At 60.1% G+C, this 16,179-nt stretch carries 13 protein-coding genes; 6 read left to right on the forward strand and 7 right to left on the reverse strand.

Annotation, left to right across the window (positions count from 1 at the left end):
- The first annotated feature begins 82 nt into the window (after positions 1-82).
- The 4 genes from H2509_RS14460 (at position 83) to H2509_RS14475 (ending at position 4,220) form a co-directional block, all read left to right on the forward strand.
- The gene (locus H2509_RS14460; protein WP_182166454.1) at positions 83-1,174 is read left to right on the forward strand and encodes a polyamine ABC transporter substrate-binding protein; all 1,092 of its coding nucleotides are present in this window, start codon (positions 83-85) and stop codon (positions 1,172-1,174) included.
- Between the two features lie 76 nt (positions 1,175-1,250).
- A complete protein-coding gene (locus tag H2509_RS14465) occupies positions 1,251-2,399 on the forward strand; it encodes an ABC transporter ATP-binding protein (protein ID WP_182166455.1) in 1,149 nt (382 codons plus the stop codon).
- Positions 2,400-2,411: 12 nt separating this feature from the next.
- The gene (locus H2509_RS14470) at positions 2,412-3,368 is read left to right on the forward strand and encodes an ABC transporter permease subunit (protein ID WP_182166456.1); all 957 of its coding nucleotides are present in this window, start codon (positions 2,412-2,414) and stop codon (positions 3,366-3,368) included.
- A gap of 30 nt (positions 3,369-3,398) precedes the next feature.
- Complete coding sequence (locus tag H2509_RS14475) at positions 3,399-4,220, forward strand: ABC transporter permease (protein WP_182166457.1); 822 nt, start codon at positions 3,399-3,401, stop codon at positions 4,218-4,220.
- A gap of 6 nt (positions 4,221-4,226) precedes the next feature.
- Here H2509_RS14475 and H2509_RS14480 read toward each other — a convergent pair whose 3' ends face one another.
- Positions 4,227-6,017 carry an AsmA family protein gene (locus H2509_RS14480; RefSeq protein WP_182166458.1) on the reverse strand — a complete coding sequence of 597 codons (1,791 nt, stop codon included), beginning with the start codon at positions 6,015-6,017 and terminating at the stop codon, positions 4,227-4,229.
- Positions 6,018-6,494: 477 nt separating this feature from the next.
- On the opposite strand from H2509_RS14480, the gene H2509_RS14485 reads away from it, so the two are divergent.
- Together H2509_RS14485 and H2509_RS14490 are read left to right on the forward strand one after the other, a co-directional pair.
- Complete coding sequence (locus H2509_RS14485; RefSeq protein WP_182166459.1) at positions 6,495-7,193, forward strand: CoA transferase subunit A; 699 nt, start codon at positions 6,495-6,497, stop codon at positions 7,191-7,193.
- Between the two features lie 22 nt (positions 7,194-7,215).
- Positions 7,216-7,857: a CoA transferase subunit B gene (locus H2509_RS14490; RefSeq protein ID WP_182166460.1), complete on the forward strand. Its 642-nt coding sequence runs from the start codon at positions 7,216-7,218 to the stop codon at positions 7,855-7,857.
- Positions 7,858-7,947: 90 nt separating this feature from the next.
- On the opposite strand, the gene ftsH is transcribed toward H2509_RS14490, so the two are convergent.
- The 6 genes from ftsH to H2509_RS14520 all read right to left on the reverse strand — a co-directional run bounded on the left by ftsH (position 7,948) and on the right by H2509_RS14520 (position 16,124).
- Complete coding sequence (ftsH, locus tag H2509_RS14495) at positions 7,948-9,798, reverse strand: ATP-dependent zinc metalloprotease FtsH (RefSeq protein ID WP_182166462.1); 1,851 nt, start codon at positions 9,796-9,798, stop codon at positions 7,948-7,950.
- Positions 9,799-10,002: 204 nt separating this feature from the next.
- Positions 10,003-11,742 carry an ABC transporter permease gene (locus tag H2509_RS14500; protein ID WP_209001972.1) on the reverse strand — a complete coding sequence of 580 codons (1,740 nt, stop codon included), beginning with the start codon at positions 11,740-11,742 and terminating at the stop codon, positions 10,003-10,005.
- Between the two features lie 111 nt (positions 11,743-11,853).
- Entirely contained in the window at positions 11,854-12,894 is a 1,041-nt protein-coding gene (locus H2509_RS14505; protein WP_209001973.1) for a Fe(3+) ABC transporter substrate-binding protein, read from the reverse strand.
- Positions 12,895-13,703: 809 nt separating this feature from the next.
- Positions 13,704-14,567, reverse strand: coding sequence for a cytochrome c (locus H2509_RS14510; protein WP_182166466.1), 864 nt, complete (start codon positions 14,565-14,567; stop codon positions 13,704-13,706).
- Between the two features lie 313 nt (positions 14,568-14,880).
- Positions 14,881-15,432, reverse strand: a complete 552-nt coding sequence (locus tag H2509_RS14515; protein WP_182166468.1) for a GcrA family cell cycle regulator — start codon at positions 15,430-15,432, stop codon at positions 14,881-14,883.
- Between the two features lie 272 nt (positions 15,433-15,704).
- Complete coding sequence (locus tag H2509_RS14520; RefSeq protein ID WP_209001974.1) at positions 15,705-16,124, reverse strand: hypothetical protein; 420 nt, start codon at positions 16,122-16,124, stop codon at positions 15,705-15,707.
- Positions 16,125-16,179 lie beyond the last annotated feature (55 nt).

Below are 16,179 nucleotides of genomic sequence, written 5' to 3' on the forward strand. Positions count from 1 at the left end.
GTGGCATCGGGTGAGCCTGCGACAACCGCTTCCGGGACAGTCGGTCATTCGGGAATACGGGGAAGAGCGGAAGGTAAGCATCATGAAAAAACTGCTTCTCGCGGGCGCTGCTGTGCTTGCTCTGGCAGCCGGCTCGGCCGATGCCCAAGACCGGGTCGTGAACGTCTACAACTGGTCCGATTATATCGACGACACCATCCTTGAGGATTTCACCAAGGAAACCGGCATCAAGGTCGTCTACGACGTCTTCGACAGCAACGAAGTGTTGGAGACGAAGCTGCTCGCCGGTGGCACCGGCTATGACATCGTGGTGCCGACAGGCACTTTCCTCGGCCGCCAGATCTCGGCCGGCGTGTTCCAGAAGCTCGACAAGTCGAAGCTGACCAACTGGGACAATGTCTGGCCGGAAATCATGGCCCGCATCGAGAAGTTCGATCCTGGCAACGAGCACGCCATCAACTATATGTGGGGTACCACCGGCATCGGCTACAATGTCGACAAGGTGAAGGAAGTGCTCGGGCCGGACGCTCCGGTCGACAGCTGGGACCTCGTCTTCAAGCCGGAAAATGCCGAGAAGCTCGCCTCCTGCGGGTTCTATGTGCTCGACACGGCGGATGAGATCGTTCCGGCGGCACTCAATTATCTGGGGCTCAACCCGGACAGCAACGAAACTGAGGACTTCGAAAAGGCGGGCGAACTGCTGAAGTCGATCCGGCCCTACATCCAGAAGTTCCATTCGTCGGAATACATCAATGCGCTTGCCAATGGTGACATCTGCGTCGCCATTGGCTGGTCGGGCGACATCCTGCAGGCGCGCGACCGCGCTGCGGAAGCCGGTGCGGGCGTCACGGTTGAATACGTGATCCCGAAGGAAGGCGCCCTGATGTGGTTCGATAACATGGCGATCCCCGCCGACGCGCCGCATGTGGAGGAAGCGCACGAGTTCCTGAACTACATGCTGCGCCCCGAGGTCGTGGCCAAGGCGTCGAACTACATCTTCTACGCCAACGGCAACAAGGCGAGCCAGCAGTTCGTCGACAAGGAAGTGCTGGAGGATCCGGCGATCTACCCGTCGCAGGAAACGATCGACAAGCTCTACACGACGACCACCAAACCACCGAAGGCCCTTCGCGCCCGTACCCGGTTGTGGACGGCGATAAAGAGCGGCCAATAACGATTTGAAATCGTGGCCCGGATCGGTTTCGGTCCGGGCCTCTTTCTTGTTCCATGCAGGTGCGGCGAGGGGTGCCTTGGCGAAGAAACCGATCGGCCCGGTAAGGCGCAGTTTTGCTCCTTGGGAAAATCCCGATGCGAAGCCGTTTATCGAGTTTCGCAACGTCACGAAGCGCTTCGGCGATTTCACTGCCGTCGATAACCTGTCGCTGAAAATCTACGAAAGGGAGTTCTTCGCCCTGCTCGGCGGCTCGGGCTGCGGCAAGACGACGATGATGCGCATGCTCGCCGGCTTCGAGGAGCCGAACGAAGGCGAGATTTTCCTGGACGGACAGAACTTGCGCGGCGTGCCGCCCTATCGTCGGCCGGCGAACATGATGTTCCAGTCCTATGCGCTTTTTCCGCATATGACGGTGGAGGGCAACGTCGCTTTCGGCCTTAAACAGGACAGGCTGCCGAAGGGCGAGATCGAAGCGCGTGTCCAGGAGATGCTGAAACTGGTGAAGCTGGAGGCCTTCGCCAAACGCAAGCCGCATCAGCTTTCCGGCGGCCAACGCCAGCGTGTCGCCCTTGCCCGCTCATTGGCAAAAAAGCCGAAGGTGCTTCTCCTCGACGAGCCTCTTGGCGCGCTTGACCGCAAGCTTCGCGAAGAGACGCAGTTCGAGCTGACGGACCTTCAGGCAGAACTCGGCATGACCTTTCTGATCGTCACCCACGACCAGGAAGAGGCCATGACGGTAGCCGACCGGATTGCCGTCATGGACAAGGGCCGCATCATTCAGGTCGCGACGCCGGCCGAGATCTATGAAGTCCCCAATTCGCGTTTCGTCGCCGACTTCATTGGCTCGATCAACATGATCGAGGCAAAGGTCGCAACCCGCAATGGCGAGGCGACCCACTTGCGTGCCTCCGGCTTCGATCGTGAAATCGTGGTCGACCAGCAGACCGAAGCGTCTGTGGGCGATACGGTGTGGTTTGCCATACGGCCGGAAAAGGTGCGGCTCAGTTTCGATGCGCCGGCAGATGGCTGCAATGCGGTGCAGGGCGAAATCTGGGATATCGGCTATCTCGGCGACGTCTCCATCTTTCACGCGAAGGCAACGGAGGACGTCGTTCTCAAATCTACGGTTGCCAATGTGACGCGGACGGTGGAACGGCCGATCAGCTGGGACGATCGCGTCTGGCTGTCCTGGGATCGGGACGCCGGTGTCATTCTCACCAGGTAAGGCGAGGCGGATATGACCGAGACGCTGGCCCTTGGGGCGGCCGAGGAAAGCAAGGCTCCGGCGAAAAAACGGCGGTCGCTGGGGAACTGGCTGCTCATTGCCGTTCCCTATGCCTGGCTGCTGTTCTTCTTCCTGGTTCCCTTCTTCATCGTCTTCAAAATATCGCTGTCGGAAGTGGCGGTGGCGATCCCGCCTTATCTCCCGACCTTTGATCTGTCGGAAGGCTGGGCCGGCCTCAGGGAGAACCTGTCGTCCTTCAGTTTCGAAAATTACCTCTTTCTGTTCGAAGACGATCTCTATTGGAAATCCTATCTCTCCAGCGTATGGATTGCCGCCACCTCGACGCTGCTGACACTTCTTGTCGGCTTCCCGCTGGCGTACGGCATGGCGCGCGCACCCAAAGCCTGGCAGCCCACCCTTCTCATGCTGGTCATCCTGCCCTTCTGGACCAGCTTCCTGATTCGCGTCTATGCTTGGATTGGCATCCTGAAAAATGAGGGGCTCCTCAACCAGCTGCTGCTGTGGCTGGGCGTCATCGACCAGCCACTGACGATCCTCAACACCAATGCGGCGGTCTATGTCGGTATCGTCTATTCCTATCTGCCGTTCCTGGTGCTGCCGCTTTATGCGACGCTGGAAAAGCTCGACGAAAGCCTTCTTGAAGCTGCATCGGATCTCGGCTGCCCACCCTGGCGCGCCTTCTGGTCGATCACGGTCCCGCTGTCGCTGCCGGGCGTCATCGCCGGCTGCTTCCTTGTCTTCATTCCGGCAGTGGGCGAGTTCGTCATTCCGGATCTGCTCGGTGGTTCGGAAACCCTCATGATTGGCAAGACGCTCTGGGCGGAATTCTTCAACAACCGTGACTGGCCGGTGTCCTCCGCCGTCGCGGTGATCCTGCTTCTGATCCTCGTCGTGCCGATCGTGCTCTTCCAGAACCAGCAGCAAAGGGCACAGGAGAAGGACGCATGAGGCGGACAACCGGGACTGGGGAGGGTGGTCATGCGTAAGGGGCCAAGCTGGTTCAACGTCACCTCGTTGGTCCTCGGCTTTTCCTTCCTCTATCTGCCGATCGTCCTGCTCGTCATCTACTCGTTCAATGAATCGAAGCTTGTGACGGTCTGGGGAGGATTTTCGACCAAATGGTACGGGGAAATGCTGCGGAACCAGCAATTGCTGGACGCAGCGTGGGTAACCATCCGCGTTGCTTTCGCATCGGCCACGATCGCGACGGTCCTCGGCACGCTCGCCGCGCTCGTCCTGGCGCGATCCGGGCGCTTTTCCGGGCGCACGCTCTTTTCCGGCATGATCTATGCTCCGCTGGTTATGCCGGAGGTGATCCTGGGCCTTTCATTGCTGTTGCTTTTTGTTGCCATCGACCAGGCGCGCGGTTTCTGGACGATCATCATCGCCCATACGACCTTCGCCATGTGCTATGTGGCCATCGTTGTGCAATCGCGCCTTGCCGGCTTCGACAGGTCGGTGGAGGAGGCCGCGCTCGATCTCGGCTGTCCGCCGGTGAAAACCTTCTTCGCAATCACCTTGCCAATCATCCTGCCTGGCGTCATTGCCGGCTGGATGCTGGCCTTCACGCTGTCGCTTGACGATCTGGTGATCGCCAGCTTCACGACAGGCCCGGGGGCGACGACCTTGCCGATGCGTATCTACAGCCAGGTGCGCCTTGGCGTCACGCCGGAAATCAACGCAGTCTGCACGTTGCTTGTCGCTTTCGTGACGGTTGGCGTGATTGCGACCTCGATTGTCACCAAGCGGCAGGAAGTGCAGCGGCAACGCGACATGCGCAGAGCGGAAGCCCAGGCCTGAAAACGATCAATCGCTGCCGGCCGGCGCTTGCGACACGCCTTTCAGGTCGGGCAGCAGTTTGGGCTGGCGCCACGTGCCGCGTATGAGGAATGGAACGTAAGGGGCGCCAGCGTCGGCTTCCGTTTCAGCGTCCGCCGACGGTAGCGTACGGGCCTTTGCCCTGAGGGCCAATCCTCCATCCACGAATTGCAGTTTGCCTCTCGCATCGATCAGGTAACCCGCGGCGGCCCAGCTTAGCTTCTCGATCTGCATTTCCTGCGGCGAAAAATCGGCCTCAAGCTTCAGACCCTGCCTCGCGCTGCCAGAATTGCTGACGATACCGGCGCGAGCGGCCGCATTCATGCGTGCCACTTCGGCGCCGAGATCGAGGCCCGATACTCTCGGGTTGTCAATGCTGCCGGCGATCTTGCCGCCAAGGTTGCCGGCGAGATCGGCAAGCGTCGTGCCTGTTGATTTCGCCCTCAGGGAGAGGCTTGCCTTGCCACCGTTCGGCGTCACAGTCGCATCCGCCAAAGGCAGGTTCGCCATTTCGATATTGGCGGCATTCAGCTCGATGTCGAGCGAATGGAGAGGCAGGGCATCCGGGGAAAGGCGCAGATGGCCCCGGCCCGTGCCGCCGATCAATTCGGCTTCGCTGATATCGACCACGAGATCGTCTTCACGCATCAGGAAAGCGAGGCCCGTGCGTCCAAGGGTTACATGGCCGAGCTCTATGCTGAGGGCGGACATGCGCAAGTCGATATCGGCGGCATCCAGCAGGCCTGTGAGGTTCGGAGAGGCCTGGTTCCGCCGGTCGAACAGCGCCTTCAGATCATCCAGATAGGCGGTGGCATCCACTCGATCGAAGGCAAGGGTTCCTTCGATCGTCGGCCGCACGCCGAAAGGCCTGATGGCAAGCCGGCCTTCGCCGGAATTTCCATCGATGTCGATACGAAGCTGGTCGAATTCGGCGCCATTCCCGTTGAAAGTTCCCTGCCCGGAGAGGCGGGCCGCGCCGAAGGATGCGCGGTGGGGGAAATCGGCACCCATCTCGCGGCTGAGGCGGCGCAGGTCGCTTGTCGAAAGGTCGAGCGTGCCGATCACGCGGCCGTCGCCTTCAATCGTCCTGCCGGCAAGTTTCGCGGAAATGACCGGTGATACGAGCGACGCAGCCAATTCGCCGGGAGCCTTGTTGTTGAGCATGGCGATGTCGCTCAGCGTCAGCCGCAGCTCGAACGGATGTGCGTGATATTCGAATTTCGCCCGCAGGATGGCGTTTTTGCCCTCGTTCGCGGAAAGCGACAGGTCGATATTGGTGACAGCCTCGCCGGGCGCGCTACCTTTCCCCCGCAGCTGGCCATTGTTCAGCTTCAGGCGGTATCGGAAAAGGCGAGCCAGTTCGTGCTGGACTTGTTGAGACAGCGACGGGACGTCGGTTCGGCTGCTTCGCCAGTATGCCGTCTCGATCCGTGGTTCCTGCAATTCGAACGTCGAGGCGGAGACCTTGCCAAGCACCAGACCGAATAGATCCAGATGGGCGGTCAGACGCGGTGCATCGAGGCGCCAAAGCCCGTCCTGGCTGGCAAGGTGAATATCGTTGAGCGTAAGGCGGGCGTCCGGAATGAACCTGAGTTCATGATCGCCGGCGATCGTGACAGAAACGCCAAGCCAGTTGGAGAGCGCTGCCTCGACGCGATCTTTCGCAGCATCACTCGATAGAAGCAGCGGCAGAAGCAGACCCGTGGCGAGGGCCATGGCGGCGAGGCCAACTGCGGCGAGCGCAGCGCGGCGAATGGTCCTTGCGTGTTTTCCAGGCATAAGCTCTGTCGATTCCGCTTCGGGGATCTGCCGGTTCCATTCGGGGCGGGCGGATCGGTGTGGCTCCTGACGAGTCCTCCCGCCGCGTCCCGCGCCAAAGGGCACGAAGGCAATGGCGGGGATAGGCGATCTTTCGCCAGGCATCAATCCTGTCGCGCCATGAAATCGCGTCCGCCTCGCCAAAGGGCGGTGCTTGTGGTGTCGCCGGTTCGACGCTATCACAATGCGCCTGCCATGGATGAAGTCCATGGATTGCGGCGGCGCTGAGGCAAAGCCAAGGCGAAAGAATCGAAAGCGGGCGATTTGCACCGGAGATCGACCCCCAACCCGTCGGCGTGGCCTGTGGCGGCGTGATGTGGGGTGAGCGGCAGGTAGCGCCGGCTTTCAAAAGCGGTTGACACTTTTGGAGCGCTCCCTCGGCCCCGAACGGCGAGGCCGCCTGGGGCAAGCTCCTGGAATGCAGGCAAGGAGAACCTCATGAACAAGGTGTACCCGAACGCGGCGGCCGCGCTCGAGGGGCTGTTATTCGACGGAATGACGATCATGGCCGGCGGCTTCGGCCTTTGCGGCATTCCCGAGAACCTGATCGTCGCCCTGCGCGACAGCGGCACGAAGGGCATCACGGCCATCTCCAACAATGCCGGCGTCGACGATTTCGGCCTCGGCCTGTTGCTGCAGACGCGCCAGATCAGGAAGATGGTGTCGTCCTATGTGGGCGAGAACGCCACTTTCGAGCGCCAGTATCTGAATGGCGAGCTGGAGCTTGAATTCAACCCGCAGGGCACGCTGGCCGAGCGCATCCGCGCCGGCGGTGCCGGCATTCCCGGCTTCTACACCAAGACCGGTGTCGGCACGCTGATCGCCGAGGGCAAGGAGCACAAGGAATTCAACGGCGAGACCTACATCCTGGAGACCGGGCTGGTCGCCGACCTTTCGCTGGTCAAGGCCTGGAAGGCCGACAAGGAAGGCAATCTGGTCTACCGGAAAACCGCCCGCAACTTCAATCCGATGATGGCGACTGCCGGCAAGGCCTGCGTCGTGGAGGTCGAGGAACTGGTGGAGGTCGGCGAGCTCGATCCGGACCAGATCCACACCCCCGGCATCTTCGTCGACCGCATCATCGTCGGCACGCATGAGAAGCGCATCGAAAAGCGCACCGTGCGGACGGCCGCCTGAGAACCTTGAGGAGATACGCATCATGGCCTGGACACGCGATGACATGGCAAAGCGCGCCGCGCAGGAGCTTCAGGACGGCTTCTACGTAAACCTTGGCATCGGCATTCCGACGCTCGTTTCCAACTACATCCCGGAGGGCGTGCACGTCACCCTGCAGTCGGAAAACGGCATGCTCGGCATGGGTCCGTTCCCGACCGAGAACGAGGTGGACGCCGATCTCATCAACGCCGGCAAGCAGACGATCACCGAACTGCCGCAGACCAGCTATTTCTCGTCGTCCGACAGCTTCGGCATGATCCGTGGCGGTCACATCGACCTGTCGATCCTCGGCGCCATGGAAGTGTCGGAAAAGGGCGACCTCGCCAACTGGATGATCCCCGGCAAGATGGTCAAGGGCATGGGCGGCGCGATGGATCTCGTCGCTGGCGTCAAGCGCGTGGTGGTGATTATGGATCACACCTCCAAGGCAGGTGACTCCAAGCTGCTGCCGGAATGCTCCCTGCCGCTGACCGGTGTGGGCTGCGTGGACCGCATCATCACCAATCTCGGCGTCTTCGACGTTGCCGAAGACGGTCTCGCGCTGGTGGAACTGGCCGACGGCGTCACGCTGGACGAGGTGAAGGCCGCGACCAAGGCGAAGCTCAAGGTTGCCGAGAACGCCTGAGCATTGCTCGTTTGACTTAAGATCGAACCGGCCGGGCACGTCGCCTGGCCGGTTTTTTTGTGTCGGCGCATGCAGGCGGACGCGGAGAGACTAGCCCTTGTGTTCTTCGAGCTCGGTGCTTCGATCCGACTCGTTTCGCGCGCGGCCGGCCGTCCGGAGGGGAGGGAAATCCTCGTCGGTCAGCGTTTCCTTTTCCAGCAGCAGCCTGGCGCCCTCGTCGAGCTCGGCGCGCCGGGCCTTGAGAATGTCCCTGGCCGCCGCGTAGGCGCTTTCCACCCTGTCGCGCACAGCAAGGTCGATTTCGCGCAAGGTCTCCTGCGAGACCTCGGGCCCGTCGTTGAGGGCCTGTCCCAGGAAGTTCTGGCGCTGGGCGGCATAGACCCGGTTTCCGAGCGTGCCGTCCATGCCGTAGCGCATGACCATTTCGCGGGCGACTTCGGTGGCGCGCTGCAGATCGTCCGAGGCGCCGGTCGAGATGCGGCCGAAGACGGTTTCTTCCGCGGCACGCCCGCCCATCAGCACTGCCATGCGGTTTTGAAGATCCTCGGTCGAGAGCAGGAACCGGTCTTCCGTCGGTCTTTGCATGGTGTAGCCGAGTGCGCCAACGCCGCGGGGAATGATCGAGACCTTGTGCACCGGGTCGACGCCCTTGAGGCTTGCGGCTACCAGCGCATGCCCCATCTCGTGATAGGCCACCACCTTTCGTTCCTCGTCGGAAAGAAGGCGTGAGCGCTTTTCCAGCCCCGCGACGACGCGTTCCACGCCTTCGGTGAAATCTCCGAGGGTGACCGCATCCGCGTTGCGCCGTGTGGCGAGCAAGGCCGCCTCGTTCACGAGGTTTGCAAGGTCGGCGCCGGTAAAGCCCGCGGTGATCTGTGCAATGCGCTCCAGATCGATATCGGGGTCGAGCTTGATCTTGCGGATATGGACTTTCAGTATCTCCAGCCTGCCCTTGCGGTCGGGCCGGTCGACCAGCACTTGCCTGTCGAAGCGTCCGGCCCTCAGCAGCGCCGGATCGAGGATTTCCGGCCTGTTCGTTGCGGCCAGCAGGATGATACCGGATGTCGGGTCGAAGCCGTCGAGCTCTGCCAGCAACTGATTGAGGGTCTGTTCCTTCTCGTCGTTGGAACTCATCGGATTGGAGCCGCGTGCGCGACCCAGCGCGTCCAGTTCGTCGATGAAGATGATGGCGGGCGCCTTCTCGCGTGCCTGGACGAAGAGGTCGCGCACGCGCGCGGCGCCAACACCGACGAAGAGCTCGACGAATTCAGAGCCCGAGATCGAAAAGAACGGTACCTGGGCCTCGCCGGCTACAGCGCGTGCGAGGAGCGTCTTGCCGGTGCCCGGCGGGCCAATGAGCAGGATGCCTTTGGGTGCATGCGCTCCGAGGCGGCCGTAGCCGTGCGGATTGCGCAGGAAATCGACGATTTCCTTCAGTTCCACCTTCGCTTCATCGACGCCGGCGACATCGTCGAAACCGACCTTGATATCGGTCTCCACATAGACCTTTGCCTTTGACTTGCCGACGGTCAGGAAACCGCCCATGCCCTGCTTTTCCGCAATCCTGCGTATGAAGAACATCCACAGGGCGAAGAAGAAGGCGACCGGAAGGATCCAGGACAGAATGTCGCGCAGGAATGTCGACTGGATGACGCCGGTGTATTTGACCCCGTATTTGCTGAAATCCTCCGCCAGCGCAGGGTCGACGCGCGTGGTGACGAAATAGGATTTTCCGCCGTCCAGGGGTTCCTTGAAACGCCCTTCGATCGTGTTTTCCTTGATGGCGATTTCAGAAATACGCCCGTCCTTCAGCAGTTGCTCGAACTCGGAATAGGGTATCGTTTCGTAGGTCTTGTAAGCGATCCACCAGCTTTGGAAGAGAAAGACGAGAAAGATCGCGGCCAGCGCGTACCAGAAATTGATCTGGGCTTTCTTCTCCATGCCGGGCTCCTCCGGTCGTCCCTGCACTCGATGCGCGGGGACATTCTAGAGCGCTTTCCACGAAAGCGGGATCGCTTTCGTGACAAGAAGTCGCTCCAGGATCAATCTCTTGAGCATATCCTTGTCGCCAAATCCGATTCAGATTTGGCGGGATATGCTCTGGCGTCAGCTCATGTCACGGAGCAAAATAGCGGTAGAACAGCCTCAGTTTCGACTGGCTCGGCGGCTTGTCCTGTCGCGGTAGGTCGCGGCGGAGGTGCGCGCCAACAGGATCACGGGCACCAGCCCGACCAGGACGATCAGCAGGGCCGGGATCGCGCCATCCGCGAAGACCTCGCGAGATGCGGCATTGTAGACGCTCGTTGCCAGCGTTTCGAAATTGAAGGGCCGAAGTAGGATCGTGGCCGGCAGTTCCTTCATGCAGTCGACGAAGGCGAGCAGGATGGCGGAAAGGAGCACCGGCCGGATCAGGGGAAGATGCACTTCGATGAGCGTGCGCAGCGATGTGCGTCCGAGCGTTCTGGCCGCCATGTCGAGATTCGGCGTGATCTTGGCGAGCCCGCTTTCGATCTGGCCGTAGGAGACGGCCAGGAACCTCACGACATAGGCATAGACCAGGGCCGCTCCCGAGCCGACGATCAAAAGGCCCGTCGCGACGCCGAAGAGCGACTTCATGGTGCTGTCGATCGCATTGTCGAGTGCAGCCATCGGGATGAGGATGCCGACTGCAAGCACTGTTCCCGGGACGGCATAGCCGATGGAGGCGATCCGGCCGAAAAGGCGGACCGTGGGCTGGCGGCTCACGCGGTTGGCATAGGTCAGCACGAGACCGACCGCTGCCGTCAGGATTGCGGCGGAGAGTGCAAGGCTCAGGCTGTTAAAGGTTGCCGAAAGCAATGCGGGATCGGTGAGGTCATCGAGGCGTCGGCTTACATATTGGAGAAGCTGCCATGACGGCAGCAGAAAGCCGAGAACGATGGGCAGCGCACAGGCGAACCATGCACCGGCGGCGCGCGCACCTGTGAGAGAATAGCTTGGCAGGCCGGCATGGCGCGTCGTCGCCACATGAAAGCGCTGGTGCCGGCGGGCGTGGCGCTCCGCCCACAGAAGGGCGAAGACGATCACCAGCATGGTACACGCGAGCTGGGCAGCGCCAGCCAGGCTCGAACGGTTGACCCAGGTATCATAGACCGAGAACGTGAGCGTCTTGACGCCGAAGAAGGTCACCGCGCCGATATCGTTCAGGCATTCCATCATCGCCAGCGAGAGACCGACGGCGATTGCCGGGCGGGCGAGCGGCAGGGCGACGCGGAAGAAGAGGCGCAAAGGCCCTGCGCCAAGCGTCCGCGAAACGTCCAGCGCCGAGGCGGATTGCAGCAGGAAGGTCGCCCGCGTCGTCAGGTAGACGTAAGGGTAAAGCACGAAACCCATGACGAAGATGGCGCCGCCGAGCGAGCGGATTTCAGGAAACCAGTATTCGCGCGGCGTCCTGAACCCGAAGACGGTGCGAAGGGCAGTCTGCGCGGGGCCGGTGAAGTCAAGCAATTCCACATAGGAAAAGGCGATGATGTAGGTTGGCACCGCAAGCGGGATCAGCAGGGCCCAGTCGAAGATGCGCCGTCCTGGGAAACGGCACATGGTGACGAGCCACGCGGTGCCCACGCCCACGAAAAGAGTGATGGCGCCAACGCCCGCCATCAGCAAGGCGGTTGTGGCGAGCGCTTCCGGCAGAACTGTCGAAAGGAGGTGTTGCCAGACGGCGGTGGCGGGTTCGGCGGCGATGAAGGCCAGTGTCGCCAGCGGTAGCAGCACGAAGAGAGTGACGATCGCTCCGGCGATCAGCCAAATGGCATCTTCACGCGTCATTGCAGGCAGCGATATCAGGCGGGCGAGGAAACGCCGATAGGAGGAACTGGAACGCGCGGGACGTGTCGTATCGGTCATTGCTGCTCGGTTTTCGCCCGGCCGTCAGCCGCATCCTTATAAATGGCTTTCGGCACCGGACGGACAGGCCGCCGGTGCCGAATGATCCGTAAACCGGTCAAGGTCAAGCGATCAGCTTGCCGGCCCGTTGTCGAAGCCGACCGCGTCGACCAGTTCACTCGCCTTCTTGCGGTTCTTTGCCACATCCGAAAGCGACAGCGTGTCCGGCTTGAAGCTGCCCCAGGCCTTGACGATCTCCGATGGCGCCACGCCCGGCTCGACCGGGTATTCGTGGTTGGTCTCGGCATAGATGTGCTGAGCCTCGTCGGAGGCGAGGAATTCCATCAGCGCCTTCGCCTGTTCGGCATTGGGCGCATGCTTCGCCATCAACATGCCGGAGATGTTCACATGCGTGCCGCGGTCATTGGTGTTGGGGAATATGATGCGGACGGCGGACGCCCATTCCTTCTGCTCGGGCTCCTTATCGTTGGTCTGCATCAGTCCCATGTAATAGGTGTTGCCGAGCGCGATGTCGCACTCGCCGGCGTAGATCGACTTCACTTGGGCGCGGTCGTTGCCGGCAGGCTTGCGGGCAAGGTTGTCGCGCAGCTTCGCGAGCCATTCTTCGGTCTTTTCGGCTCCGTCATTGGCGATCATCGAGGCGAACAGGCCGATATTGTAATCGTGCTGGCCGGAGCGGGTGCAGATGCGGCCCTTCCACTTCGGATCGGCCAGTTCCTCATAGGTAATGGTGTCCTGCTCGACGCGCTCGCGCGAAGCGTAGATAACCCTGGCACGGCTGGTCAGACCGAACCAGTGCCCCTCGGGATCGCGGAACTCGGCAGGAATGCTGGAATTGATCGTGTCGGAAGCGACGGGCTGCGTGATGCCGAGCTGCTTGGCACCGTCAAGGCGACCAATATCGACCGTCAACATGACATCGGCGGGCGAATTCTCACCTTCGGCCTGTATACGTTCGGCAAGGCCCTTGTCCGCGAAGATCACATTGGTCTGGATGCCGGTCTTGGCGGTAAAGGCGTCAAGCAGCGGCTGGATAAGCTCAGGCTGCCGATAGGAGTAGATATTCACCTCAGCCGCAATGGCTGGCAATGAAACGCCGACAAGACCGGCGGCCAGGACGGCCGCCCGCGCTGTTACACCTGCAATCGTCATTTTCATTCTCCACACAAGCGAGGTTCAAGGCCCCGTCGTTGGTGCGCGCGTACGCGCCTTATTCTGAGCGAACGCTGGGGATCATATCGGCGCTTTGTCGGCTGTCAATGAAAAGTATAGATAAGTCAATATGTTAGAATGATTCCAATGTAACATGAGGAAAAAACTCCGATTTTCCAATGGTGATGGCTCGGCCTGCGTCGTGTCGGGCGCGACTGAACACGATTTGTTACCTGCAGAGCTGGCGCCTGCAGTGCTGAAAATCCGGGCAAGACGGCTTTTCGGTGGCAGGTCGATTTGGGATGGCGTTGCCACAGGTATATCCACTATGTAGGCTCAGTGCCTTAATAAGTTAAAATAATACTTGATGTCCTTTCTGTAAGTCTTGCTCGAATAGCTGCGGTGTTATCAGGGGTGGTGACAACGGTAGTTGAGAGACGTTTCGATGATAACAACATTATAGTGAGTAAATCCGATTTGAATTGGAGGATTAACTACGAAAAAGACATTTCTCGCTATTTCGGATTATACGGAAACGGAAGGCGACTTCGAGGCACGCATCACCGGCATTTCAGGCTCATCGCCGAAAAGGGCATGCTGGCCGCCACGGACTTCGGCGGGGCAGGAGCGGCAAATGCAAGCCATGCGTGACGCACCTTGCCCACTTTCTGGCAGAGGTCCGCAAGGCCGGATAGGGATACAAGCGTCAAGCCAAAGACAGGGAATTGCCCGCAACCTTCCACCTGCGCATTGCCCCCGGAGGCGCCGATCCGGGGGCATTATCTGTCGGCTTCTGTCTCAAGACGCGGCTAGTTCGTCGTCTTTTGCGGCGGCAGCGTCCTCAGATAGGCGACGATGGCGTCGAGATCGCCGCCGGTAATGTTGGCGTAGTAGCCGAAGGCCATCGGCGGCATGAGATGAGTGCCGTCCTTGCGCACGCCGGTGGTGATGGCGGCCTTGATCTCGTCGTCGCTCCAGGAACCGATGCCGTCCTCAAGGTCCGGGGTGATGTTGCGGGAAACCGACACGCCCCAGGGCCCCGGAAACGAATTGCCGCCCGCGCCCGCCCGCTTCATGTCGAGATGGCCATCGGACCCGCGCGGGGTATGGCATTCCAGACAATGAGAGATGGCCACGAGGTAGCCGCCATAGGCGATCTTGTCGTCGGGCGAGGGCGATCCCTGGCTGACGATAGGCGGGCCGTAATTGGGGGGCAGCGGGATATTGAAGGTCGAGCGCGGAACCTCGTTCTTTACGACCGCCAGATGCCGCAGGTAGGCGACGATCGCCTTCAGGTCGTCATCGGAAAGATGACGATAGAACTCGATCGGCATGGGCGGTCCGATGACGGTGCCGTCCGGGCGAATGCCTTCGCGGATTGCCCTTGCGATTTGATCGTCGCTCCAGGAACCGATGCCGGTCTCGGGATCGGGCGTGATATTGGCAGAGAATGCCATGAATTCTGGAAAGTCGAAGGGCGTGCCACCGGCGAGTTCCTTGGAGAGATCGGGGCCGTTCGGGCCGACCGGCGTGTGACAGTTGCCACAGGCAACCGGACCGTTCATCAGGTAGGCGCCGCGCTTCAGCACGTCATCGTCGGCGGCGAGCACAGCAGTCGCCTGAAGTATGACGGCGGAAAGAAGACAGGAAAATCCAAGATAATCACTTCGCATATGCTTCCCCTCCTCTGACTTTTCAAGAAAAGTCACAGGCGAAGACATTATACGAAGGTGCGGCGGCGAAAAGCAGATTCTGTCGTTGCGGAAGAAAGCAGTGCGCAGCGCCTGGTGCCAAAAAAAGAGACCGCCCGTTGGGGCGGTCTCCGGCGGCTGTTCGCTGACAGGAGGGGGTGGGTGCCGGCGAGGCCGCCGTTTCAGTATCCAGAGCAACCGCCCGGGGAGGGAACGGGCGATCGCTCTGGATGAGCCGGCCCGAAACTGGCTGCGGAGAGGGCCGGGTTATGAAAACATCGGACGACCGGAGCGCTCAGCTTGCCGCCAGCTTGAGCAATTGTTGCTCTGTCTTGGCGGAAGACTGCATCTGGCGGCCGCGAACGTTGCGATAGGCAAGGCGATGGTGGAAGGCGCAATAGGAGCCGTTTCCTTCCGCATCGCGGCTGCAGAAATGGAAATCCTCGGAACCGGGATCGCCAATCGGCCACTTGCAGGTGCGGCTGCCGAGCGTCATCAGCGTCACGCGATCCTCGGCCTGGACGTTTGCGTGTTCCGTTTCGAAGATCGAGCGTTCAATTTCGAGGTCTAGGCTGGTACGCAGGCGAATATCGGTCGCTGAAGACGAAACGCGCGCACTTGTGTGGCTCGAACCGCCGATGCGGGCCAGCGAGGGCTGCGCCCTGACGCGGCGAGCCTTGGGCCGTGTGCTCGTCGAAGGCGTGCGCTTGGGCAGGTTGAGACGATGTGCCTTGCCGATGATGGCGTTTCGCGTAAACCCGTCCATCATGTAGGCGATCTGGCTGGCGCTGAGCCCCTGCAGCCAGAGTTTCTTGAGAAGGTCTTCCCGTTCGCTCGTCCATGCCATCGTTTTCGTCCAATCGCTTCAAGATCACGGAGATCTCAGGGCTCCGGGCACTACTTCGCCGTTTCCGGCCGGTCACCTGTGCGGCAACCCGGCCGGGTCTTTCGAAAAACACCCGGTTTCCTGCATGGTTACGCTTTCATCCGGCCGCCATTCGCGGTGCGGATATCAGGAACGACTGACGAAACACTGAAGCGCCGTTCCAAGCCATATGTAGATCATAGTGAACGAGTTCTTAATTGGTCAACGAGATGAAATTTTCAATCTGAACAATTCTATTTTCGCTCTAAAATTATTTTATCAAGAGAGTCAATGACGATATCCATTACTTCTTTTCTAAAATTATTATTAATTTTTTCGATCGTTTGATCCGGGTGTGCACTTCTGGCGTCGTTGGAAAGCCGGTAGATAATCTTGTTTTGAGCTTTGATCGCCTGCAGGACTCCTTCGAGGCACATTTTTTCAACGCGACGCCGTACAGTCGAGTACGGAATTTCCGTCTCTTCAGATATTAAATCGATGTCGGCTTCAATATTATTTGCGTTTGCAATCGCTATTGTTGTCAAAATCATAAGTTGACTAAATTCCTTAACTTTATATTCTTCCATAAATCTGAAAGTCAAGCTGAAATACATCTCATAGATGTGTAAAATTCTACGTGCATCTGTAGATAACAGTTCGTTATCGTTACTCATCATTCCAATCCTTGCGCCGGCACGTTTGTCATTTTGACGAACAAAAGGCGCTTGA

Origin of the sequence: Stappia albiluteola, from assembly GCF_014050225.1 — a bacterium.
Lineage (GTDB): Bacteria > Pseudomonadota > Alphaproteobacteria > Rhizobiales > Stappiaceae > Hongsoonwoonella > Hongsoonwoonella albiluteola.

Coding starts and splice junctions, on each gene's coding strand:
- H2509_RS14460 (WP_182166454.1), top strand. CDS start 83: ATGAAAAAACTGCTTCTCGCGGGCGCTGCTGTGCTTGCTCTGGCAGCC.
- H2509_RS14470 (WP_182166456.1), top strand. CDS start 2,412: ATGACCGAGACGCTGGCCCTTGGGGCGGCCGAGGAAAGCAAGGCTCCG.
- H2509_RS14475 (WP_182166457.1), top strand. CDS start 3,399: ATGCGTAAGGGGCCAAGCTGGTTCAACGTCACCTCGTTGGTCCTCGGC.
- H2509_RS14480 (WP_182166458.1), bottom strand. CDS start 6,017: ATGCCTGGAAAACACGCAAGGACCATTCGCCGCGCTGCGCTCGCCGCA.
- H2509_RS14485 (WP_182166459.1), top strand. CDS start 6,495: ATGAACAAGGTGTACCCGAACGCGGCGGCCGCGCTCGAGGGGCTGTTA.
- H2509_RS14490 (WP_182166460.1), top strand. CDS start 7,216: ATGGCCTGGACACGCGATGACATGGCAAAGCGCGCCGCGCAGGAGCTT.
- ftsH (WP_182166462.1), bottom strand. CDS start 9,798: ATGGAGAAGAAAGCCCAGATCAATTTCTGGTACGCGCTGGCCGCGATC.
- H2509_RS14500 (WP_209001972.1), bottom strand. CDS start 11,742: ATGACCGATACGACACGTCCCGCGCGTTCCAGTTCCTCCTATCGGCGT.
- H2509_RS14505 (WP_209001973.1), bottom strand. CDS start 12,894: ATGACGATTGCAGGTGTAACAGCGCGGGCGGCCGTCCTGGCCGCCGGT.
- H2509_RS14510 (WP_182166466.1), bottom strand. CDS start 14,567: ATGCGAAGTGATTATCTTGGATTTTCCTGTCTTCTTTCCGCCGTCATA.
- H2509_RS14515 (WP_182166468.1), bottom strand. CDS start 15,432: ATGGCATGGACGAGCGAACGGGAAGACCTTCTCAAGAAACTCTGGCTG.
- H2509_RS14520 (WP_209001974.1), bottom strand. CDS start 16,124: ATGAGTAACGATAACGAACTGTTATCTACAGATGCACGTAGAATTTTA.